The 22,650-nt window shown below is 72.8% G+C and carries 18 protein-coding genes and 1 pseudogene; 9 read left to right on the top strand and 10 right to left on the bottom strand.

Annotated features, from left to right (window positions below; translation table 11 throughout):
* Window positions 1-11: 11 nt before the first annotated feature.
* Together ACIBQ8_RS10340 and ACIBQ8_RS10335 are read right to left on the bottom strand one after the other, a co-directional pair.
* The gene (locus ACIBQ8_RS10340) at window positions 12-1,337 is read right to left on the bottom strand and encodes a hypothetical protein (protein WP_397191758.1); all 1,326 of its coding nucleotides are present in this window, start codon (window positions 1,335-1,337) and stop codon (window positions 12-14) included.
* Complete coding sequence (locus ACIBQ8_RS10335) at window positions 1,334-2,533, bottom strand: hypothetical protein (protein WP_397176097.1); 1,200 nt, start codon at window positions 2,531-2,533, stop codon at window positions 1,334-1,336. The genes ACIBQ8_RS10340 and ACIBQ8_RS10335 overlap by 4 nt, the downstream gene beginning before the upstream one ends.
* A gap of 151 nt (window positions 2,534-2,684) precedes the next feature.
* On the opposite strand from ACIBQ8_RS10335, the gene ACIBQ8_RS10330 reads away from it, so the two are divergent.
* From ACIBQ8_RS10330 to ACIBQ8_RS10295, 8 genes are all read left to right on the top strand, one after another.
* Window positions 2,685-4,820 carry a fibronectin type III domain-containing protein gene (locus tag ACIBQ8_RS10330; RefSeq protein WP_397176095.1) on the top strand — a complete coding sequence of 712 codons (2,136 nt, stop codon included), beginning with the start codon at window positions 2,685-2,687 and terminating at the stop codon, window positions 4,818-4,820.
* Between the two features lie 13 nt (window positions 4,821-4,833).
* A complete protein-coding gene (locus ACIBQ8_RS10325; RefSeq protein ID WP_397176093.1) occupies window positions 4,834-5,826 on the top strand; it encodes an AAA family ATPase in 993 nt (330 codons plus the stop codon).
* A complete protein-coding gene (locus ACIBQ8_RS10320) occupies window positions 5,827-6,933 on the top strand; it encodes a DUF58 domain-containing protein (protein WP_397191757.1) in 1,107 nt (368 codons plus the stop codon). It begins immediately after the preceding gene.
* A 134-nt stretch (window positions 6,934-7,067) separates the two neighbouring features.
* Window positions 7,068-9,128 carry a DUF3488 and transglutaminase-like domain-containing protein gene (locus ACIBQ8_RS10315; protein ID WP_397191756.1) on the top strand — a complete coding sequence of 687 codons (2,061 nt, stop codon included), beginning with the start codon at window positions 7,068-7,070 and terminating at the stop codon, window positions 9,126-9,128.
* Between the two features lie 8 nt (window positions 9,129-9,136).
* On the top strand, window positions 9,137-10,087 hold the full coding sequence (locus ACIBQ8_RS10310) for a winged helix DNA-binding domain-containing protein (RefSeq protein ID WP_397191755.1): 951 nt from the start codon (window positions 9,137-9,139) through the stop codon (window positions 10,085-10,087).
* A gap of 290 nt (window positions 10,088-10,377) precedes the next feature.
* Window positions 10,378-10,962, top strand: a complete 585-nt coding sequence (locus ACIBQ8_RS10305) for an RNA polymerase sigma factor (protein WP_397176087.1) — start codon at window positions 10,378-10,380, stop codon at window positions 10,960-10,962.
* On the top strand, window positions 10,955-11,905 hold the full coding sequence (locus ACIBQ8_RS10300; RefSeq protein WP_397191754.1) for a hypothetical protein: 951 nt from the start codon (window positions 10,955-10,957) through the stop codon (window positions 11,903-11,905). Before ACIBQ8_RS10305 ends, ACIBQ8_RS10300 begins: the two co-directional genes overlap by 8 nt.
* Before the next feature lie 145 nt (window positions 11,906-12,050).
* Window positions 12,051-13,565, top strand: a complete 1,515-nt coding sequence (locus tag ACIBQ8_RS10295) for a heparinase II/III family protein (RefSeq protein ID WP_397191753.1) — start codon at window positions 12,051-12,053, stop codon at window positions 13,563-13,565.
* A gap of 696 nt (window positions 13,566-14,261) precedes the next feature.
* On the opposite strand, the pseudogene ACIBQ8_RS10290 reads toward ACIBQ8_RS10295, so the two are convergent.
* Window positions 14,262-15,364, bottom strand: a pseudogene (locus ACIBQ8_RS10290) (IS110 family transposase).
* Window positions 15,365-15,594: 230 nt separating this feature from the next.
* Window positions 15,595-16,416, bottom strand: coding sequence for a fumarylacetoacetate hydrolase family protein (locus tag ACIBQ8_RS10285; protein WP_397191752.1), 822 nt, complete (start codon window positions 16,414-16,416; stop codon window positions 15,595-15,597).
* Window positions 16,417-16,817: 401 nt separating this feature from the next.
* Between ACIBQ8_RS10285 and ACIBQ8_RS10280 the strand changes: the two genes are divergently transcribed.
* Window positions 16,818-17,567 (top strand): IclR family transcriptional regulator, encoded by a 750-nt coding sequence (locus ACIBQ8_RS10280; RefSeq protein WP_397176080.1) that lies wholly within the window; start codon window positions 16,818-16,820, stop codon window positions 17,565-17,567.
* Between the two features lie 32 nt (window positions 17,568-17,599).
* Here the strand turns inward: ACIBQ8_RS10280 and ACIBQ8_RS10275 are convergent, their stop codons facing one another.
* From ACIBQ8_RS10275 to ACIBQ8_RS10250, 6 genes are all read right to left on the bottom strand, one after another.
* Window positions 17,600-18,139 carry a hypothetical protein gene (locus ACIBQ8_RS10275; RefSeq protein ID WP_397191751.1) on the bottom strand — a complete coding sequence of 180 codons (540 nt, stop codon included), beginning with the start codon at window positions 18,137-18,139 and terminating at the stop codon, window positions 17,600-17,602.
* The gene (locus ACIBQ8_RS10270) at window positions 18,136-20,202 is read right to left on the bottom strand and encodes a hypothetical protein (RefSeq protein ID WP_397191750.1); all 2,067 of its coding nucleotides are present in this window, start codon (window positions 20,200-20,202) and stop codon (window positions 18,136-18,138) included. Before ACIBQ8_RS10270 ends, ACIBQ8_RS10275 begins: the two co-directional genes overlap by 4 nt.
* Complete coding sequence (locus ACIBQ8_RS10265; RefSeq protein WP_397191749.1) at window positions 20,199-20,435, bottom strand: hypothetical protein; 237 nt, start codon at window positions 20,433-20,435, stop codon at window positions 20,199-20,201. Before ACIBQ8_RS10265 ends, ACIBQ8_RS10270 begins: the two co-directional genes overlap by 4 nt.
* 359 nt (window positions 20,436-20,794) lie before the next feature.
* Window positions 20,795-21,172, bottom strand: coding sequence for a TetR family transcriptional regulator C-terminal domain-containing protein (locus ACIBQ8_RS10260; RefSeq protein WP_397191748.1), 378 nt, complete (start codon window positions 21,170-21,172; stop codon window positions 20,795-20,797).
* Window positions 21,172-21,399 (bottom strand): TetR/AcrR family transcriptional regulator, encoded by a 228-nt coding sequence (locus tag ACIBQ8_RS10255; protein WP_397191747.1) that lies wholly within the window; start codon window positions 21,397-21,399, stop codon window positions 21,172-21,174. Before ACIBQ8_RS10255 ends, ACIBQ8_RS10260 begins: the two co-directional genes overlap by 1 nt.
* Window positions 21,400-21,523: 124 nt before the next feature.
* Complete coding sequence (locus ACIBQ8_RS10250) at window positions 21,524-22,642, bottom strand: magnesium and cobalt transport protein CorA (protein WP_397174882.1); 1,119 nt, start codon at window positions 22,640-22,642, stop codon at window positions 21,524-21,526.
* Between the last annotated feature and the right edge of the window lie 8 nt (window positions 22,643-22,650).

The following is a 22,650-nucleotide window of genomic DNA, read 5'->3' as shown; positions in this document are numbered from 1 at the left end:
TGTCATGACGTTCACTGCGCCGACCTGCGGGCGCGTACGGCCGCCGCGAGCGGCGTGTGCGGGCCGGCGGCCAGGATCAGCTCCTCCTGCAGCCGCCGCCGGGCCGCCGGCGTGAGCCGGTGGAACTGCGGGCCCGGGACGTAGCCGCCCGCCTCCTCGCCGGCCTTCACCTGGGCCAGCAGGCCGGCGTGCCGCAGGGTGCGCAGCGCCGACTCCAGCTCGCCGATCGGGACCTGGGTGTGGCGGCGCAGCTCCTCGACCGGGGTGGGGTGCGGCGACAGCCAGGAGTCCTCCGGCAGCAGGCCCTCGGCCCTGGGGATGGCGACCGAGTGCACCAGCACCAGCGTCAGCACCGCCCGCTCGCTCACGCCGAGCCCCGCGCCCGCCGCCGGACGAGCCGCCACCTCCACGCCGGCCATCTCGACGCCTGCCGCCTCCTCGCCGGGAGAGGCGGCCGGGGGCTGGGCCAGGGCGGCGGTGTGGGTGTCGTCGTAGCCCGACGTCCAGCGCTCGCGGAGCTGGATGAGGGACCGGCCGCGGCGGGCCAGCATCTCGCCCAGCGTGTGGCGCAGCGCCGGATCGCGCAGCGCGGCGAAGCGCCCCTCGGCGACCGGCTCGGCGGCGTGCTCGACCACCATGAACGCGGCCACCAGCTCGGCCCGCCGCCGCTCGTCGTAGGCGCCCAGCAGGTCGTCGAACTCGGCCACGCCGAGCTCGACCCGCCCTCCCGCGCCGGGCAGGGGCAGCACCGCCGCGGCCACGATGTCGGCGTCGCCCACCACCGTGAGCTCCGGCCGCTCCGGCTCGGGCAGGCGGCGCACCAGCTCCTGCAACTGGGCGTGCGACTCCACCGGCCACAGCGCGCAGCGCGGCCCGAGCGTCACCACCCCGTCGTCGAGGACGATCCACGCCGAGTCGTGCAGCCGCCGCAGCGCGCCCCGCGCCCAGTTGCGCATCAGGTCGTCGGTACGCCCGATGAGCGCCCGGTAGGTGTCGAGCACCAGCTCGACGGGCGCCGGATCGCCGGGCCACGGATCGACGGACAGATCGTTCCAGCAGCACTTGAGCGTGGCCGCCAGCACCCGCCGCGTCTCGCCGGCCCGCTCCACCGGGACGGCGGCGACCTGGTACTCCTCCAGCAGCGACGGGGTCACCCCGTCGGGCCACACCGGCAGCGCGTGCCCGGTGGAGTCGGGCCGGGTCAGGCGGGTCATCCCGGCGGGCGCCGGCACGCCCGCCCCCAGCGGCAGCGGCCCGCCGGAGCGCGCCCGCGCGTGGGCGAGCGCCTGACCGGCGGACCGGCCGCGCTCGGAGGCCGGAGAACCGGTGGACGTCATGAGGTGCGCTCCAGGTAGCCGTGGGACAGCCAGGCGGGCTCGCCGTCGGGATCGACGGTCAGGCCGTCGGACCAGGTGAGCCGGTAGGGGAGCTCGGGGCGCAGGTCGGCGGTGGTCAGGTCGGCGAGCAGGCGGCGGGCGGCGGGCCAGTCGGAGCCGATCACGTCGGCCAGCGCGACCCGCGAGGCGGCGCCGAGCAGCGACTCGGCCACCTGCGTGAGCCGCTCGACGGCGGCCCCCGGCGAGGAGTCGAGCGAGCCCTCCGGCCCGGGGTCGGGCAGCGCGGAACGCGGGGGAGTGGGCTGGACGGGGGCCGGCCGCGGCGCCTCGTCGACCGCCCGCGCGACGGCGGCCGGATCGTGCCACGGCGCGGGCGCGTCGAAGACGAACCCGTCGAGCACCGAGGCCAGCCGCTCCTTGGAGGCGGTCTGGGCGAACGTGCGCCACGTCTCGGTGGGCAGCAGCGTCAGGTTGCGGGTCGTGCCCGCCGAGTCGGCCAGGCGGCCGGCGGCGCGGCGCGAGGCGTCGCTGTAGGAGTAGATGGACGCGCGCAGGTCGGTGCAGACCCGGTCGAGCTCGGGCCAGCGGGTCAGGATCGTGCCGTGCAGGCCCTGGGCGCGCCGGGCGATCTCCTCGGTGCCCCAGAGCTTGGGGGCCTGCTCGCGCAGCTCCTCGATGGTGCCCGTGGTGAGCGTGATCAGCTCCAGGGCCCAGAGCCGGAACGCGCGCGCCAGGTTGACCGCGCTCTGCCGGGCCTCCTCCATCGTGGTGCGGGGGTCGGCGACGTTGAGGTCTTCCAGGGCGAGCAGGCGGTGCATCTCGGACTGGCCGCCGTCGTCCATCATGCGGCGGATGAACATCAGGCCGACGACGCTGGTGAACGAGGCGCGGTAGCGGAGCTGGTTGGGCTTGGGGAAGACCTCGCGGATCGCGCCGAGCCCCTTGAGCACCCGCAGCCGGTTGTCGAACTGGTCGCTGGGGTAGGCCCGGCAGGCGAAGCGCATCTGCTCGTGCGTCAGCCACTCCTCGCCCGCCTCGGCGAACGCCGCGAACAGCGTCTCGGCGATGTCGACCAGGGCGGGGTCGTCGACCACCGCGCCGCTGTCGCGGGCCAGCGCGGCGAACATGCGGCGGTAGGTCGACAGCACCGCCTCCTCGGAGAGGGCGGCGTCGAGGGTCAGGGGCTGTTCGGACACGCGCACTAAGGTACGGCTTCACACCGACAGACACGGAACTCGGCGCGGGCTACCAGCCGGTACGGACGCGGATGGGACTCCTGCCCGCTAGGGTGATCCCGGTTAAAGCGGGGCAAACTCTCTGTGATCGCACATACGGGGTGAGTGACGGGTGTCCATCCGCGTGCTCGGCGGGGACCGGGCGACGGCCCTGACGGCCGGTGGGGCGGCCGTGCTCCTGGTGGCCGCGGCGGCGTGGTTCGGCGTGGGCGTCTCCAGCGCCAATCCGGAGCTGGCCGACGTCGGCGCGTGGCTGTGGACCAAGGCGAAGGGCCGGGTCGTGCACGTCAACGGCCTGTCGGGCGAGGTGGACGGCTACCTCGACGACAAGGCCGGCAAGCAGTTGCGCGTCGTCCAGGACGGCGCGAACGTGCTGCTCGTCGACGACCGCACCGGCTTCGTCAGCCGCGTCGAGCCCAGCCAGCTCACCGTCACCCAGACCCGCGACCTCGGCGCGGCCGGGACGCAGCTCGCCGTCTCCGGCGGCACGGCCTACGCCGTCGATCCGGCGGCGGGCCGCGTCCAGCGCATCGACCCGGTCACGCTGAACGCCGTGGGCGCGCCGGTCACCCTGCCGGGGCCGCTCGGCGCGGCCAGGATCGACGGCGGCGGCCGGTTATGGGTGCCGGTGACCGCCAGGGGCGAGGTCGTGCCGGTGTCCGGCGGCGTCGCCGCGACCCCCGTCAAGGTGGGCGAACCGGGCGAGGAACTGGCCGTGACCATCGCCGGCGGGCTGCCCGTCGTGGTCAACACGCGGGCCGCCACCGCCGTCACCGTCGGCGCGGACGGCGGCGTCGGCGAGATCGCCCTGCCCAAGGAGGTCGCGCGGGCGGCCAAGGGCGGCGTGCTCACCCCGGCCTCGACCGAGGGCCCGCTCGTCCCGGTGCTGACGCCGGGCGGCTCGGGGCTGCTCGTCGTGCTCGACACCTCCTCCAACGCCGTGCTCAGCACCAGGTTCGCGATCGACGACCCCGCCGGGCTCGGGGTGCCGCAGGTGCTCGGGTCGAAGGTGTACGTACCGGACAAGAGCCGGGGCGCGCTGATCGTCTGGGACAGCGCCGCCGGCGGGCGGCCCACCACCCTCCAGGTGGCGGACGGGCCCGGCCCGGTGGACGTGTTCGTCAAGGACGGCCTGCTCTGGGCCAACGACGAGAACGGCGACAAGGCCCTGGTCATCGACCCCGAGGGCCGCAAGCACGACGTGGACAAGGACGACTCCGACGTACCGGGGCCGACCAGCACCCCCAAGCCCAAGCAGACCCCGCGCCCCGACCCCACGATCAGCGACCCGCCGCCGGACGATCCGCCCGAGACCAGCGAACCCGACCCGACCAGGACGAAGCAGGCAGAGCGGCCCCGCCACCCGGCCAGGACGGCCACGCCGACCCCCACGACCACCCCGACCTCGACCCCCACCCCGACGCCCACCACCGCCCCCGGCGCGCCCGGCGCGGTGACCGCGCGGTCCGGCCCCGGCCGGGTGACCGTCACCTTCAGCCCGTCCACCGGCGGCAAGGTCGAGCGCTACACGCTCAAGGCGTCCGGCGAGGGACGGCCGGAGCCGCAGTCGGTGGAGGCCGAGGGGCCCTTCCAGTTCGAGTTCACCGGCGGCGACTGCGCCCGGGAGTACACCTTCGTCGTCGTCGCCCACTGGGCGGGCGGCGAGGTGGAGTCGGAGCGGAGCGCGGGGGCCAGGCCCTGCGTGGCGCCCGGGGCGCCGTCGAACTTCGCCGCCCGGCCCAGGAACCGCGGCGCCACGCTGACCTGGAGCGCCCCCGAGAACGGCGACCCCGGCGTGACCTACCAGCTCAGCGGCGCGGCCGCGAACGACGCGATCAAGGGGACGTCGTTCACCGTGGACGGGCTGAAGAACAACGCGAAGTACTCCTTCAAGCTCAAGGCCGCGAACGCGGCGGGGGAGAGCCCGGACGTCGCCACCGCCGAGGTGGACCTGACCTACCCGAGGCAGCAGTACAAGAACGCCAACAACAACGTGGTGGACACGCTGGTCCGCCCCGCCGCGACGAAGACCGGCGAGGCGGGCCGCATCCCGAAGGGGCAGTACCTCTCGATCACCGTCATCTGCCAGGTCAAGGGCCAGAGCGTCACGGAGGACGAGAGCAAGGAGACCAGCGACGTCTGGAACAGGATCGAGTGGAACGGCGGCGTGGCCTACCTGAGCGAGACGCTCATGACCACGCCCCGCGGCTCGTTCCCGGCGCCGCCGCTCTTCGAGTGCACCGACTGAGGAGGGGGACCGGTTGACCCAGTACACCTACCCGGACCAGATGGCCCAGCAGCCCGCCGCCCTGGCCGGCCAGTTCGCGCAGCGGTTCCAGCTCCTGGCCGGCAACATCGAACGCGTCGTCCGCGGCAAGCGCGAGGCCGTCGAGCTGGCCCTGATCTGCCTGTTCGCCGAGGGCCACCTGCTCGTCGAGGACGTCCCGGGCACCGGCAAGACCACCCTCGCCCGCTCGGTCGCGGCCAGCGTGGACGCCGAGTGGCGGCGCATCCAGTTCACCCCCGACCTGCTGCCGAGCGACATCACCGGCGTGTCCATCTTCAACCAGGCGCACCAGAAGTTCGAGTTCCACCAGGGCCCGGTGTTCGCCAACATCGTGCTCGCCGACGAGATCAACCGGGCCTCCCCCAAGACCCAGTCGGCCCTGCTGGAGGTCATGGAGGAGCGCCGGGTCACGGTGGACGCCGAACCGCACCCGGTCCCGCGGCCGTTCCTGGTGGTGGCCACGCAGAACCCGGTGGACATGGACGGCACGTACCCGCTGCCGGAGGCCCAGCTCGACCGGTTCCTGATGAAGATCTCCGTCGGCTACCCCGACCACGTCTCGGAGGTCGAGGTGCTCAAGGGCGGCCCGACCGGGCCGCAGGTCGAGCGGCTCCCGGTGGTGGCGCGGGCGACGGACGTGGCCGGGATGATCGACTTCGCCTCCCGGATCCACGTGGCAGACCCGGTCTACGACTACATCGTCGGGCTGTGCGCGGCCACCCGTACCAGCCCGCACCTGCGGCTGGGCGCGAGCCCCCGGGGGAGCCTGGCGCTGCTGCGCGCCGCCCGCGTCAGGGCCGCCGCCGCCGGACGGCACTACGTGGTGCCCGAGGACGTCAAGGCGCTGGCCGTCCCGGTGCTGGCGCACCGGCTGATCCTCACGCCGGAGGCCGAGCTGCGCGAGATCGGCGCGGCGTCCGCGCTCGGCGAGATCCTCGCCGGGATGCCGGTGCCGCAGGCGGCCTAGATGCGGCTCACGGCCCTGTTCACCCCGCTCGGGTGGGCCACGCTCGCGGGCTCGGCGGCGCTCTACGCGGCGGGGTTCGCGCTCGGCTACCCCGAGCCCGTCGTGCTGGCCACCGGCGGCGTGCTCGCCCTGGCCGCCGCCCTCGCCTGGACGGCCCCCGCGCCCGACCTGGCGGTGCGGCGCGAGGTGACGCCGCTCAAGGTGCCGAGGGGCGAGGCGGCGGTCGCGGTGCTGCACGTGGTCAACCGGGGGCGGCGCGGCCTGTCGGGGCTGCGCGTCCAGGACCGCGTCGGGACGTCGGAGCACCTGATCGCCCTGCCGCGGCTGCCCGGCAACGGCGCGCGCACCGTCTCCTATCCGCTGCCCACCGGCGTGCGCGGCGAGATCCCGGTCGGGCCGCTGCTGCTGGTCCGGGCCGACCCGTTCGGCCTCACGCGCCGGGTGCGGCGGTACGGCGACGCCGTCACCCTCCTGGTCCGCCCGCGCACCGTCGCGCTGTCCGTGCCGCCGTCCGGCCGGGCCCATCACCTGGAGGGACCCACCAGCGACAACGCCCCCAGCGGCACCGTCACCTTCCACACCCTGCGCGAGTACGTCGTGGGCGACGACCTGCGGCACGTCCACTGGCGCTCCAGCGCCAGGACCGGCACGCTCATGGTCCGCCAGCTCATCGACGCCAGCCTGCCCACCACGACCGTCGTCCTGGACACGCGGGAGCTGACGGAACTGGCGGTGGACGCGGCGGCGTCCGTGGCGGTGGCGGCCGCCCGCGCGGGGTTCCCGGTGCGGGTGCTGGCCGGTGAGCGGGCGGCGGCCGACGCCAAGGCCGACGTCAAGGCCGACCCTGATGCGATCCTCGACCGGCTCGCCCTGGCGCGGCCCGGCTCGGCGGGGGTGGGGGAGATCGTGCGGATGGCGCGCGGCGGCGGGTCGCTGGTGCTGGTCACCGGTGACGCGGCCGAGGCGGGACGGGCGGCGGGCGTCCGGCGGCGCTTCGACCGGGTGATCTGCGTGCTCACGGGGCCGGGGCCGGTGAGCGTGCCCGGCGTCACGGTCATCCCCCTCACCGACCTGGCCGCCCTCCCCTTCGCCTGGACCCCCCGATGACACCCCCGGCCCCCGCCCCCGCGCCCGTGCCTCCCACGCCCCCGCCCGTCCCCTCCACGCCCCAGCCTGTGCCTTCCGCGCCCGCGTCCGTCTCTCCCACGTCCGTCTCTCCCGCGTCTGCGTTCGCGGGCGGGGTGTGGTGGCGGGGTGGGGCCGGGCTGGTGGTGGTGGCGGCGGTGGCCGGGGTCGCCGGGTGGGGGTTCCACCGGGTCTTCCCCGGCACGGAGCTCCTGCTCGCGATCGTGCCCGCCGCCGTCGCCCCCGTCCTGGTGGCGGCGCTCACCGCGCGTCGTCCCCTGTGGCTCGCGCTCGCGCTCGACCTCCTCGCCTGGCTCGCCGGGACGGTCCCGCTCTACCACGGCCTGGCCCCCGGCGTGCTCGCCGACGTGGCCGACGCCTGGCACGCGCTGCTCACCACGCTGCTCCCCGCGCAACCCGAGCCGCGCCTGCTCGTCCTCGTGCACACGCTCGTCTGGGCCGCGGCCGTGATCGGCGCCGAGACCCTCACCCGGACCCGCACCAGGATCGCCGCCGCCGTCCCCGCCCTGGCCGTGTTCGCCGCCGCGCTGCTGCTCGGCGTGGACGGCGAGGGCTCGAACCTGCCGGTCGCCGCCGCCCTGTTCGTACTCGTCGCCGCCCTCGCCCTGGTCCGCGACGACCGATCGCCGCTCTGGCTGCTCGGCGGCCTGCCCGCCGCCGCCGTCCTGGCCGCACTGGCGCTGGCGGTGGGACCGCTGCTGCCCGTGGCGGCGCAGCCGTACGACCCGAGGCAGGACGCCGAACTGCCGCCGCCCAGGCGGGTGGACAGCGTGAGCCCGCTCGACCGCGTGTCGGGCTGGCTGCAGATCCCCGACAGGGAGCTGTTCACCGTCAAGGCGGACAAGCCGCTCAACTGGCGGCTGGCCGTGCTCGACCGCTACGACGGCGTGCGCTGGACGTCCGGGGCCCGCTTCCGTCCCACGGGCGGCCGGATCCCCGAGGGGGAGTGGACGGGGGCCGCGCGGGTCGTCCGGCAGCGGGTGACCTTCACCGGGCTGCCGGGCACGTGGCTGCCCGCCGCCGAACGGCCGGTCGAGGTCGACGGCGTCCCCGGGCTGGCCGCCGACCCGCAGAGCGGCGCCCTGCTGGCCGACCCCGCCGCGGGCGCGGGCAGGCGTCCCGGCAGGGGCTTCGCCTACGAGGTGACGTCCAGGGTGCCGGAGCCGTCCAAGGAGGACCTGCTGGCGGCCACCCCCGCGCACGACGACGCCGCGCTGACCGCGTTCCCGCCGGGGCCGCAGGAGAAGCTGTTCCGCGAGCTCGCGCAGGAGGCGACCAAGGGCGCGGACGCGCCGATCAAGCAGGCGTACCGGCTGCAGAGCCACCTGCGCACCAGCGCCTCCTACGACGTCACCGCGCCGCCCGGCCACTCGCTCAAGGGCCTGGAGTTCTTCCTGCGGACCACCCACCGGGGCACGTCGGAGCAGTTCGCGGCGACGTTCGCGCTCATGGCCAGGACGCTCGGGCTGCCGTCGCGGGTGGTGGTGGGCTTCCGGCCGGGACAGGCGTCCGGGGGCGTCTACCACGTCAGGTCGGGGCACGTCATGGCGTGGGCGGAGATCAAGTTCGAGCGGCTGGGCTGGCGGCCGTTCTACCCCACGCCCGGCCGCAGCGGCGCCAAGGACGACCACGACGTCGTCTCCTCGGCGATCGAGGAGAGCGAGCAGCTGGAGGGCGAGTTCGCGCGCGGCGGCGGCGACCGGTCCGGCACGGCCCGCCCGAAGGCCGCGGACCAGGGCGCGCGGCCCGGCGGCGGGCCGTCGCCCTGGGTGCTCGCCGCCGTTGCGGGCGCGGGCCTGCTGGCGGCGTACGCGGTGACGGCCGCCGTGCTGCCCTGGTGGCGCAGGCGGTCCAGGAGACGCGGTGGGGCGCCCGGCGACCGGGTGCTCGGCGCCTGGCGGCAGACCTGCGACGACCTGCGGCTGGGCGGCAGGCGGACGCTGACCGCCGAGGACGTCCTGACCGGCCAGCCGCCCGACATCACCACTCATCTCAGGCCGTTGGCCGAAATTTCGAACTTCGTCCGGTACGCCCCCGACGACGTCACCGACGCCGACGCCGCCCGCGCCTGGGACAGCAGCGACGCCGTCCGCCGCGCCGCCCGCTCGCGCACCCCCCTCCCCACCCGCCTGCGCGATCGCCTCCTCCTGCGATGATCCCGTCCATGAGAAGCGTCGAGGCCCAGCTCCTGCACCGCCCGCCCGGCCTCACCGCGGCCGACGTCGTCCGGCACCTGACCGCGATGCAGGCCCAGGACGTGCCCTCCGCCCTGCTAGCCTTCCGCGCCCGCTCGGCCACCCTCACGCCGTCCGGCATCGAGGCCGCCTGGCAGGCCCGCGAGATCGTCAGGACGTGGGGCCCGCGCGGCACGCTGCACTTCGTGCACGCCGACGACCTCCCCTGGATCCACGCCCTCACCAGCAGCGACACCGCGGCCCTGCGCCGCCTGCGGCAGGAGGGCGTCACGGGCGACGACCTGCTCCCGCTCGCCGTGAACGCCCTCGCCGGCCAGGGCCCGCTGACCAAGGCCGAGCTGACGGAACGCCTCGCCGGACGGGCCCGCGGCCAGGGCGTCGTGCACCTGATGGCGCTGGCCGCCCATCACGGCCTGGCGGTGCTCGGCCCGTCCAGGGCGGGCAAGCCGACGTACGTGCACGCGGGCGACTGGCTCGGCGCGCCCGTCGTGCCCGAGCCCGACCGCGGGAAGGCGCTGAGGGAACTGGGCGTGCGCTACCGCCGCGCCCACCACCCGGCCACCCCCGAGGACCTGGCCGCCTGGTCCGGCCTGCCGCTCGGCGAGGCCCGCGCCGCCTGGCGGGCGAGCGCCGCCCAGGACCCGCCCGAGCCCGGCGAGCCCGTGCTGCGCCTCGCGCCCGCCTTCGACGAGTACCTGATGGGCTGGCGCGGCCGGGACGGCGTCCTGGCCGCCGAGCACGCCGCCGAGGTGTTCCCCGGCGGCGGCGTCCTGCGCCCGGTGGTGGTGTCGGCGGGGACGGTCGCGGGCGTGTGGTCCAGGAAGGGCGCGCAGGTCAGCGTGCGGCCGTTCGGCGAGCTGCCCGAGGAGCCGGTCCGGGCCGAGATCGAGGACGTCCGCCGCTTCCTCACCGGTCGCTGACCGGCGTCCCGGCGCCCAGCGACCCGAAGCGCTCCTCGGGCAGGAGGCCGTCGGGCGAGCGCACCGTGCTCTCGCCCGACGTCGTGTTGGCCCCGAACGTCGTGTTGGCCCCGAACCACGCGGGCCGGCCGGCCCGCCAGTCCCACCCCGACCAGGGCGATGACCGGCTCCCCCATGCCCATCCGCCTACCCGGGAAGAGGGCGTGTGACCGTTGAGAGTGAATTGTCGTGAACGTAAACCGGCGCGTCGGGTGATAAGAGAAGGACCATTTGACGCACGGAGGCTGGACATGACGGGGGAGACCATCGCGACGGCGGTGCCGTGGGCCGCCCGCGCGCCCGGCGAGCGCACGCTCGACGAGCGCTTCGAGGAGGTGTTCGACCGGTACTTCGGCGAGATCCACGCCTACGTCGCCCAGCGGCTCGGCCCCGACCACGCCGAGGACATCGTCGCCGAGACCTTCCTGACCGCCTTCCGCAAGCGCGCGCACTACGACCCGTCGCGGGCGGGCGTGCGCGCCTGGCTCTACGGCATCGCCACGAACCTCATCGGCAAGCAGCGCCGGCTGGAGGCCCGCACGCTGCGGGCGCTCGGCCGCTGCGGCCCCGACGGCGACGCGCCCGGCCACGAGGAGGCCGTCGCCCTGCGGGTCAGCGCCCAGAGCCTGCGCCCCAACCTGGCCGCCGCCCTGGCCGGGCTCGACCGGCGCGACCGCGACGTGCTGCTGCTCGTCGCCCTCGCCGGGCTGAGCCACGACGAGATCGCCACCGTCCTCGGCATCCCGTACGGGACCGTCGGGTCGCGGCTCAACCGGGCCCGCAGGAAGCTGCGCGCCCTGCTCGGCCCGCACGTCCTGGAGACCACCCATGGCTGACCTCCGCCCTCCCGCCTCCGACGAGCCCGCTCCCGACCCTCGTCCGTTCCCCGGGGGCGCCGGTGACGACCTGCGGGCCGTCCGCGACCTGTACGGGCATCCGGCGCCCGCCCCCTACGCCCAGGCCAGGGTGTGGCGGCGGGTGGCGGCCGCGCGCCGCCGCCGGCGCCTGGCACGGCTGTCGGCGCTCTCCCTGGCCACGGCCGCCGCGCTCGCCGTAGCGCTCATGCTGGTCAGAGGGACGCCGTCCGCGGTGCCGGGCCGTTCGATCCTGCTCGCCGCGGCCAGTACGGCGGCCTCCGGGCAGCAGGCGGCCTACTGGCACATCAGCCGGCTGCACGACGGCGACCGCCTCACCGAGCTCTGGGCCACCAGAGACGGCCGAGCCTGGACCTGCACCTCCACCCCGGCTCCCGACTCCGCCCTCACCATCACCTCCACCCTCGCTCCCACCTCTTCCTCCTCGGGGCCGGCCTCCGAGAAGAGCTGTGCGGGACGTGGGCGGGTCGTCCCGGTGACGGGCCGGGCGCCGTTCACCACGGCGGGCCGCGACCTGACGTTCCGCCAGATCCAGGAGCTGCCCGCCGACCCCGCGGCGCTCAAGGAACGGGTGGCCGCCATGTTGCCCGCCGGTTCGGCCGGCCTGCTCGCCGACGCGCTCAGCGGCCTGCTGTGGAGCAAGCCGTCACCCCCCGCCGTACGCGCCGCCGCCTACCGGGCGCTGGCCGACCTGCCCGACGTCCGCTACCTGGGCGGTCGCGCCGACCCGCTGGGCCGTCCCGGGGAGGCGTTCAGCTATCCGCTCCCCACCGGCGTCCGGCGGACGTTGATCATCGATCCGGCCACCTCCCAGGTCCTCGCCGGCGCCGACGCGGGCGGGACCGGCGGCTCGCAGATCGTCCTCACGGCAGGCTGGACCGACCAGCCCCCGGACCTGCGCTGACCCTCCGACCTGCACTGCCTCCCACCTGAAGTGACCCCCCTGCCCGACCCGCACTTCTCCCACCCCGACCCGCACTGACCTCGCCCCGGCAGGCGCGTGACCGCCGCGCGGCGAGTTCAGCGCGCCCCGAAACAGGAGCCGCGACGTGTTCTGGCGTGCCCGCACGACCACCGGCAGGGCCATCTGCCTGAGCGACCAGTTCCCCGCCGCCGACGTCGCGGAGGTGATGGACGGACGGGTCAGGTTCGCCGGCCTGCCGCCCGCCGACCTCGGCAAGGAGATCGACTGGACCGCCGACCCGTACGGCAACCGCTCCTGGGCGCTGAACCTGCACACGCTGCGCTGGGCGGGACGCCTGGTCGGCGCGTACGAGCGCACGGGCGAGCGGGCCTGCCTGGAGCGCGCCGCCGACGTGACCGCGCAGTGGATCGGCCGCAACCCGCGCGGCGGGCACGGGCTGAGCCCGTGGGCGTGGGCCGAGCACGCCGTCGCCCTGCGCGCGCCCGTGCTGGTCTGCCTGAGCGAGCACGTGCGCACCCCGCTGCTGTGGCAGAGCCTGGCCGAGCACGGCGAGGTCCTGGCCGACCCCGCGCTCTACCGCGCGGGCCACAACCACGGCCTGGACCAGGACATCGGGCTGCTGCTCATCGGCTGCCGCCTCGGCCGCGCCAAGTGGCGCGACCTGGCCGTACGCAGGATGACCGGGTCCGCCGAACTGGCCGTCGACGCCCAGGGCGTGCTGCACGAACAGGCTCCCCGCTACGGCCTGTACGTGCACCGCCGCCTCGGCGTGGCCCTGCGCGCGATCACCGAGAGCGGCGCCGAGCCCCCGGCCCGGCTCGCCGCCCGCCGGACCGCCCTGGAGGGCTACATCGCGCACGCCACCCAGCCCGACGGCTGCCTGACCCCCATCGGCGACAGCCCGGCCGACACCCGCGCCCCCGGCTTCCCCCACGAGGGCCCCCTCGTACGCGTCTTCGACGCCGGATACGTCTTCGGCCGGACCGCCTGGGACGACCCGCGCTCGGCCCACTACTCGATCAGGTTCGGCCCCGGCCGCCGCCTGCACGGCCACGAGGACCACCTCGGCGTCACCTACAGCGCCCAGGGCCGCCGCATCCTGGTCGAGGCCGGGTTCCACTCCTACGAACGGACCGAGTACGCGGCCTGGACCCGTACCCCGCAGGCCCACAACGTGCCCGTCCCGGACGGTGAGTTCCGTCCCGGTACGGCCACCCGCCTGGTGCACGCCGACCTCGGCTCAGGACGCCAGGAGTTCGAGCTGGCCGACGACGCCTACGGGGTCACCAGGACCCGCCGCGTCCTGGTCGGGCACGGCGCGGACGTGATGGCCGTACGCGACTCGGTGCCGTCCGGGACGCTGCGCAGCCTGTGGCACTTCGACCCGGCGTTACGGCTGGTCGAGCGGCGGGCGGACGCCGTGGTGCTCGGCGACGGCGACTGGCGGGTCACGCTGCTCCAGCGGCCCGCGTCGGGCATGGAGGTGGGAACCATCAAGGTCTCCACCGGCTACCTCCGCACGCAGGAGGCGGTGACGGTCACGTCCGGAAGCGCACCCGAAGTCCTGACCGTAATCCTTCCCGGCACCGACACCCCCGACCCCGCCCACCTACCCCTGCCATGGCCCCCTTCACTCTGACCACACCCCTGGCACCCCGTCAGCCAACCAGCACCGCGCCCCCATCACCACGGCCCCCATCACCACGGTCGCTGTCACCGCGGTCGCTGTCACCGCGGTCGCTGTCACCGCGGTCGCTGTCACCACGGCCGCCATCACCAACGCCGCCATCACGACCGCCCCCACGGCCGACTCGCACGCCCCCTCGCGGTCCGTCAGACGCCGCAGCCGTCGCGGCACCCGGCGAAACCAGGTCGGGCCGAGGAACCTGCATCGGCCGCGCCATGTCGCCCCACAAGACACCACATCACCGGCGGCTCGCCAACCTCGTTTGCCGAGACCGTCACCGGACCTTGCCCGTCACCATCTCCCCGTTCGGCGGGACCGCCTCTGCGCCTTGCCCTGCCGGGACCATGACCACCGCCCCAGCGCGCCCGCCGAGACCGTCACCACGCCCTGCCCGTCACGACCCCACGTCCACCGGGACCGCCACCCCACCCCGTCCGCTGAGACCGGCCCTGCACCCCGGCTCTCGGGCCGCTGCCGAACCCTCGTGCAGTTCGGCAGCCACCCACGACGGCCACTCGCACCCCCACGTAGCCCGCCAACCCAAGGGACGATCGAGATCCGGCTGCCCACTTTCAACCGACGATGTAGATCGTCCCAGCGAAACCAGGTCGGACCCGAGGCGGTCCGGGACGTACATCGGCCCGATGTTCAGCGAGGCCGGGATGCTCCTATGGATGTCAAGCGAGATGTTCTTGATCGTTTGATGTGATGATTCGGTAGAGCTCGCGAGCGACGTAGCGCTTCAGGCAGCGGATGATCTCTTTCTTGGACAGGCCGTCTTGGGTGCGTCGTTCCATGTAGGCGCGGGTGCGTGGGTCCCAGCGCAGGCGGCACAGGACGACGCGGTAGAGGGCTGCGTTGGCTTGGCGGTCGCCGCCGCGGTTGAGGCGATGGCGGGTGGTCTTGCCGGAGGAGGCGGGGATCGGTGCGCTTGCGCACAGCATGGCGAAGGCGGCTTCGCTGTGCAGCCGATCGTGGTTTTCGCCGGCGGTGACCAGGAGCTGCCCGGCGGTGTCGGTGCCCACGCCGTGTGTGGCGGCCAGGCGGGGGTTGATGGCGGCCACCAGGGCGTCCAGGAGTTCGTCGAGGTCGGCGATCTCGACGGTGAGCTGCTGGTGGCGGCGGGCCAGGGAACGCAGCGCGAGCTGGGTGGCGGTGGCCGGGCTGGCGGCGTCGCCGCGGTCGGGACGCAGGGCGGAACAGGTGGTGATCAGTTTCGTGGTCGACAGGCCGCGCAGCTGCTGGCGCAATTCGTCGCAGGCGGTGACGATCAGGGCCTTGATACGGCGTTGGGTATCGGCGCGCTGGTCAATGGCGCTGCGCCGGGCAATGCGCAGGTTCCGTAGTGCCTCGATGCGGCCATCGCGCTGCTTGGGGGTGCCGGTGCGGTCGCCGGCGAGTGCGGCCTTGGCGGCCTGGATCGCGTCGATCGGGTCGGACTTGCCTTGGAACCGGCGGGTCTTGCGGTCGGGCCGATCAATCTCGATCACGTCGATGTGCTCGGCCTGCAGAAGGCGGGTGAGCCCGGCCCCGTAGGCGCCGGTGCCCTCGACCCCGACCCGTGTCAGCTGCCCGAAGGCACGCATCCAGGTCAGCAGGGCGGTGTATCCGGCAGGGTTGGCGGGGAACTGTTCGGTTCCCAGGACTCGGCCGAGGAGGTCGAGCACGGCTGCGGTGTGAGTGTCCTGGTGGGTGTCCACGCCGCCGGCGACTTCGCTGATCGGGGTGGTGTCGGGTGTAATGGAGGTCATCGTCGTCCTGTCGTCTTGACCGAGGGGCAGGGCGGCACGCACCAGCCGGGCAACGTGGACAAGACAGTGATGGGGCCTCTGGCCAGGCTCCTATGAAGTCACAGGTGCCGCGTCCGGTGAGTGCACATGAGTGCTTCCCGGCCAGGGCCGACAGATCCCGTTGAGGACCCAGAGGTCAGTCAGGCCATGGGTCAAACCCTGGCGGGAAGCACTCATCTACATCATCACTGTCAGGCCAGGCGACGGGCCGTGTTCACCAGCTCGCCGACCCCCGCGATCCGGGTGACGACCTTGCTCCCGTCCATCAGGTACCGGGGCGGCCTCCGGGCATGCCCCACACCCCCGGGCGTGCCGGTCGCGATGACGTCGCCCGGCCGCAACGTGAGAATCCGCGACAGGTACGCGATCAGCTCGCCCGGCGGGAACACCAGGCCTGCCGTGTCCGCCTGCTGCACGACCTCCCCGTCCACCTCACACTCCAGGGTCATCGCCCCGATGATCTCGTCCGGCGTGACGAGGAAGGGCCCGAACGGCGTCGTCCCCTCGAACGTCTTGCCCTGCAGCCACTGCGCCGTACGGTTCTGGTAGTCCCTGGCCGTCACGTCGTTGAGCACCGAGTACCCGGCGATGGCCGCCTCGGCCTCCTCCCGCGAGGCATTGCGCACCTCCGCCCCGACGATCACGGCCAGCTCGCCCTCCCAGTCCATGGAATCCGAGACCGCCGGCAACTCGATGTCGTCGTACGGCCCGATCAGCGCCTCGGCGAACTTCGCGAACACCGTCGGATAGCGCGGCAACTCCCGTCCCATCTCCAGGATGTGATCGCGGTAGTTGAGCCCGACACAGATGATCTTCCCCGGCACCGGCACCACGGGCGCCAGATCGGCCGTGGACAGCGGATGCCGCGCCCCGTCCGCCGCGGCGGCCACCTCCCGCCAGCGCGGATCGGCCAGCAACATCCCGACGTCGGGCGCCCCGACCTCAACGGCGTGCTCCCCGTCGATCCGGACGGCGGCCGTACGGCGCGGCAGTCGCAGCGTCGCGAGCTTCACTCGAGCTCCTCTCGATACCGGTGCAGGCCCTCAGGAGGGCGTCTCGACGAACCAGAACAATTCGACCCGGGCGCGCCTGAAACAACCGCCTTCCAGATGCAACGGAGCTCAGGCAACGGCAGCCGCTGGAGGCCCGTCAAGAGACCCGGGGTGACACCCGGCGGACCGTCCGAACCAGGGCGGGCCGACACGACAGCCCGCCGCTCGCCACCCCACCCCACCGAACCCAACACGCCCCCACGCAGCCGCGCCCTGAACCGAGGACGTACAGGCATCAAGCCACCGACCTGCACCCAGAACAGGACAGATGCACGACAGCGACGTCCACGTACAACCTCTCGTCGGGAGTCATGCTGCCCAACGCTAGGGAGTAATTCCGCGTACTGCACTAGCGTTCTGCTGTGAAGAACAAGCCCGCGTACCCCCTGGGCTCGGTCGACAACGCGCTGCTTCTCCTCCACATGCTGCGTGACCAAGGACGGCTCAAGGTCACCGACGTCGCCAAGGAGCTCGGCATCGCCCGCTCGACCGCGCACCGCCTGCTGGCGATGCTGGTCTATCGCGACTTCGCCGTCCAGGACGAGCACCACACCTACCTGCCGGGCCCCTTCCTCGGCCCGGCGGCGGGCGACGGCGGCTCGTCCCTGCGCGAGCTGCGCGCGCACGTCCGGCCCGCCATGGAGGCCCTGTGCGCCCGCGTCCGGGAGACCGTGAACCTCATGGTCAGAATGGGCACCGAAGTCCGCTTCCTGGACAGCATCGAGTCCCCGCAGATCCTGTACGTCGGCGACCGCCGCGGCACGATCCTGCCCGCCCACCGCGCCTCCGGCGGCAAGGTCCTGCTGTCCTCGCTGCCCCCCGACCAGCTCACCGAGCTCTACCAGGACCTGCCCGAGCAGGAACGCGCGTCCCTGCTCCGCGAACTCGACGAGATCCGCCCCCGCGGCTACGCCCTCAACCTCGACGGCACGGAACAGGGCGTCTCGGCGGTCGGAGCGGCCCTACGCAACGGCCGCGGCACCCCCGTGGGAGCCCTGTCCATCTCGATCCCCTCGGCCCGCTACACCCCCGACCGCCTCCCGTCCCTCCTGACCGACCTCCGCCGATCCATAACCGAGGCCGAACCCCACCTCACCGACTTCCCCGCCTGACCCACCCGCCCCGACCACCACAAGGCAATGAACTATCGAGACGACGTGAGCAACAGCGGCTTGAGCTGCCGAAAAAACTCCACCGCATCCGCCAACGAATCCCTCCCCGGCGCCCCCTCGATGATGTTCACGGTGAGCAGCCGCTTGTAGTCAGACGTCCACCCGTAGACAAACGCAATGCTTTGATCCTGACCATTCCTCCGCCGAGCAGCGAAACCCGGCCCGAGACCACCAGGAAGATCGGTTCCATCGGTGGATCGTTTGGTGTTCTCCAGATCTTCCGCATCATCCGGCGACGGATCGAACACTTCGATCAGCAGACCTCGGTTGTGTTCCGCATCCGGTTTCTCGGTTACCGTGCATGACTCGAACTTGCGGCCCCCATCCATCTCCGTGCCGAATGCGCGGTATTCATGGAGGCCGGTCGCGACCATGATGGAATTGGCGGAGATCAAATCGCATTCGCGTGGAGCGGCGGTGACATTTCCGAGCGGTCTGGCATCTGGAGAGGGAACCGACGAGCATCCCATCAGAATGAGCGCGGTAAGGGCAATCGCTGGATTGGCCTTCATGATCCACTTCCGGCGTGGTAATCCGTGGCGTTGTCGAAGCCGATCTCGATGGCCGCGTCCGGGCGGTCGAACACGCGGCCGGTCTCGTTGAGATGTAGCCACTCGTCGTAGGACTCCCGCTGATCCGCGTTCATCTCGTCCCAGGGTTTGATCTGCCCGTTGACCAGGAAGTGCCCGGCAGCCCCCGGTGCAAAGTCCTGGTGGCGGTACGGGTGCGTCCTGGCCGGTACGGAACCGTCCCCGAACAAGCCGTGGCGCATCATGGTGGCGGCGGTCAGGTCAGAGAACATGTGCTTGGCGGCCCCCAGCGCATCGTCGGCGCTCATGCGGGCCTGTTCCTCCCGGTTGGGCTTGATCTTGCCGAAGAGTTCTCCCTTGGCCGTGTCGACCAGCAGTCCGATGAACTTGCCGGGAGGGCCGGGGGCAAGCCCGACGACCGCCTCCGTCATCTCCTTGAACGCGGAGAAACGGGCGTCTTCCGCCTTCGCCTGCTCGATGCCGGAGATGCCGGCCGCGTCGGTGATCATCCAGGTCGTCACGCTGAGGCCGCGTGCCGCTCGGGCGAACTCCGCGCCTCCGCTCCGGCTCATCCGCTCCTCGAGGATGTCCTGTCGTGCGGCGTCCAGTTGTTGCCGCGTGGCGCCGGGGTGTGACCGGCGCCAGGCCGTGACATCGGCCTCGACCTCCGCTTCGATCTTGGCTGCCAGTTCGTCCAGCATCCGGGCGGCGTACAGGCCGTGGGCGGCGGTCACCTTACGGAAGGCGTCGTCGTCCTCGAACGCCCAGGCCATGGCCCGCTTCATGTCCTTTGCGTTGAGCTTGGCGCCGTAGGGGGCGCCGCCGAGGAGGTTCTTGTCCGCATCGGCGCTCGTCTCCACTCCGGGCCTCTTGTCGGTGAACGACTGGGCGTCGCGGTGCACGTCGCCGATGTACTGGCTGAGGACAGTGCTGAGGTGGGGGCGGGTGGAGGGGAGGTTGGTCTGGACCTCGGGGTCGCTCCAGAAGCGGACCGCCCAGGAGGCGATCAGGGCGGACTTGTAGCCGCGTGAGCCACCCGGTGGCAGGTCATGGTCGCGGAACTCCGTGGTTGCCGCCTGGATGGCCCAGCCGAGGTCGGCGTCGGCGTCGCCGAGCCAGGGGTGGGTGCGCATCAGGTACGCGAGGGGTTTGCGGGCGGGGTCGGTGAAGAAGTCCTGGGCCACGGCGGGGTGGTGGGCCAGGGCGATCAGGGCGGCGCCCATGGGGCTGAGGTCGCCGGGGGAGACGTCTCTGGGGCCGGGGAGCGTCCAGGGATCTCGGGGGAGGGAGAGGTCGGGGGGATGGGCCAGGTCCTGGTCGTGCAGCTTGCGGACGAGGGTGAGCAGGAAGGTGTGGTCGAAGTCGCCGTCCTGGAGGAGTCGCTTGACGGCGAACGCGTTCTGGGGGTGGTCGATGCCCTCGATGAGGCGGTCGGCGTAGTCGGCGGCCAGGCGCATCCGGCCGACGCCGTGGGAGGCGGTGCCGAGCAGGGTGCTGAGCATGGTGAGGAACCTGTCCTGGATGGCCGTGTCATAGAGAAGGGGACGGTCGCCGGGCGGGAGGTCGCACGAATAGGCGCGGGCGATGAGCGATTTGAGTTCACGTGGCGGCATCAGGGTGAGAAAGGCCACGGCGAAGAACGGGTCGTTCTTGTGGCGTTCGAGTTCGGCTACGGATTCCGCGTCGAGTGAATGGGATGCGATTTGTGTTCGGAGTCGCGCGGCCAGTGCGGTGGCCGCGGCCGCGCCTTCGGAGGGGGATTTCGACAGCCATGGGGATTCGTCGGCCCACAGGACGCCGTCTTCGCCGGGGCGTCGGTCGGGGGTGGCGAGGATGAGGTCGAGACGGCCCTGAAGCGTGGGGATCTGGTCGTGCAGTCGGCGGCCGATGGTCGAGAGCTGGGCCGGGCCCCACAAGGACAGGCCGAGGGTGGTGAGGGCTCGTTCGACTTGGAGGCCGATGTCGGGAAGTGTGCTGCTTGCTCGCTTCATGCCGTTGATGAGCTGGGTCATCAGGGCGGGGTCGATGCCCAGGGGAGGGGTCATGGGGCGGGCTCGGACGGGTGCAGCGTGTCGAGCAGTCGCAGTGCCCGGGTGAAGAGGTCCTTGAGGCCGTGGTCCCAGGTGCGCAGGTCGGCGGCGAGGCTGTCGCCGGCGGGGCCCCTGAGGGCGCCGCCGTCCACCAGGCGGATCAGTGCGGTCAGGTCGTTGGCGTGTTCGTCGCGCAGTCGCTCGATGTGACGCCGGGCGGCGGTTATTTCGTGCTGCGTCGCCATCATCACCCGATTTCGTTGCGCTTTGGGGAGGGAGGGGGAGGGGTGGTCGATGGCATATTAGCCCGCTGCGTCGGCGTCGGTGAAATGAAAAAGGGGCCCGCCGGTAATTCGGCTTTGGGCTGATGAATTGGGCGAGGGTTTGTGGTGATAAGTAGGCTAAAACGCGCTATTTCGGTGGAGGGGTAAGCCTGGGGGCGGTGTCAGGCGAGGGGAGGTGAGCGCGGGTGCCGTGCGGCCCGTCGGACAGCGTGATCGCGGGCACCGCGTCGCGGACCGCCGTGGTGTGCCAGGCGTCGCTCCCGGACGTGAGCGACGCCTTCTCTGCCGTGGTGAGGTCGGGGGAAGAGCTGTGGAACACCTCGTCATCGGGGACGCAGTCCTAGTTGCTTGAGGAAGGTGATGACGGCGGCCCACATGTCCACCTGGTCCGGGTCGAGCAGCCATTGCGTCCGCAGGCCGTCGACGAGCGCGATGAGCTGCTGGGCGACGGCGTCGGGATCATGGTCAAGCGGCGGCGTGGCGCGTTCGAACAGGGCGCCGAGCAGCCACGCGGCCTGCCGGCGCAGCCTGCGGTAGCGCTGGACGAAGTAGTCGTGGGCCGGATGGCCGGGGTCGGCCGCCTCGCCGGAGATCTTGACGTACAGACCGACCAGGCCGGGGGCGCTCATGTTCCCGGCCACCTGCGCGACCGCGCGGTCGCGCAGGTCCTGCGGCGAGAGCCCGTCGTCGGGGCCGCCCATCAGCTCGCCTCGACCTCGTCGCGGCGGCTGAGCACCTGGATGAGCAGCCTCTCCTTGCCGGGGAGGCGGTGCAGCAGTCCCGCGTGGGTCAGGCCCGCGTGCGCGGCGATGTCGCGCAGCGACACCGCGTGGAAGCCCGAGCGGGAGAACAGCTCTGTGGCGGAGTCGAGGATGCGGGCGCGCGTGCGCTCGCCCTTGCGCCCTCGGCGTGGCGTCGGTTCGGTCACCGGCCGGCCCTTTCTGGGGGGCGGGGGCACGCGGGCCGCGCATGGAACGCCGGGCGGTCGCGGGATCGGCTCGACCAAGAACCTGCCACTTGGGCAGGGCTCGGGCCTGTGCCCGCGGCGGGCCCTACAGCCAGTCGCGGCGCTTGAAGACCATGTAGAGCACCATGCACACCGCCGCCATCAGCAGGATCGCGAACGGGTAGCCGAACACCCAGTGGGTCTCGGGCATGAAGTCGAAGTTCATCCCGTAGATGGTGCCGACCAGCGTCGGGGCGAACAGGATGGCCGCCCACGCGGAGATCTTCTTGACCTCCTCGCCCTGCTGGATGCTGGCCTCGGTCATGCGGGCCATCTCCGCGTTCTGGGCCTGGGTCACCAGGGTCGAGTTGACCACCAGGATGTTCTGCAACATCTGGCGGAAGGCCGAGATGCGCTCGGTCACCGTGATCGCGTGGTCGGCGACGTCGCGCAGGTAGCTCTGGAGCTCGTCGTTGACGCCGTACTTGGCGGCGCCGGCGATGAAGCCGTGGATCATGCCCACCAGCGGCGCGATGGCCCGCTGGAACTCGATCACCTCGCCGGACAGCTCGTAGACGCGCCGCGACACCGAGGGGTCGCCGCTGAAGACCTCGACCTCGATCTCCTCGATGTCCTTCTGCAGCCCGGCCACCACCGGCGCGTAGCCGTCGACCACGGCGTCGAGGATCGCGTACAGGACGGCCTGCGGGCCCTGGCGCAGCAGGTCGGGGTCGGACTCCATGCGCTTGCGCACCCCCTGCAGGTCGGGGGCCTCGGCGTGGCGCACGGTGATCACGAAGTTGGGGCCGACGAAGACGTGCAGCTCGCCGAAGGCCACCTCCTCCACGTCGTCGAGGTAGCGGGCGGCGCGCAGCACCACGAACAGCGTGTCGCCGTAGCGGTCGGCCTTGGCCCGCTGGGAGCCGACGATCGCGTCCTCCAGCGCCAGCTCGTGCAGCTCGAACTCCTCGGCGAGCTTGACCAGCTCCCACTCCTTCGGACGGTAGAGGCCGATCCAGGCCATGCTGTCCGGCATCTGCTTGAGGCGTTCGAAGGCGTCGGCGAGCGAGCCGGGGTTGTCGACCCGCTCGCCGTTCTGGTAGACGGCGTTGTCGATGACGGTGGGCCGGTAGGGGTGCTCCTCGGCGGCGCGCGGGTCCATCGAGTGCTCCGGCGCCTCCTCGCGGTGGTCACCGCTGCGCCTGAACCCCTTCACCCTGGCCATGCACCCTC

It is taken from the genome of Nonomuraea sp. NPDC049646 (assembly GCF_044465525.1).
Classification (GTDB): domain Bacteria; phylum Actinomycetota; class Actinomycetes; order Streptosporangiales; family Streptosporangiaceae; genus Nonomuraea.
This window is presented reverse-complemented; position numbering and strand designations above follow the sequence as displayed.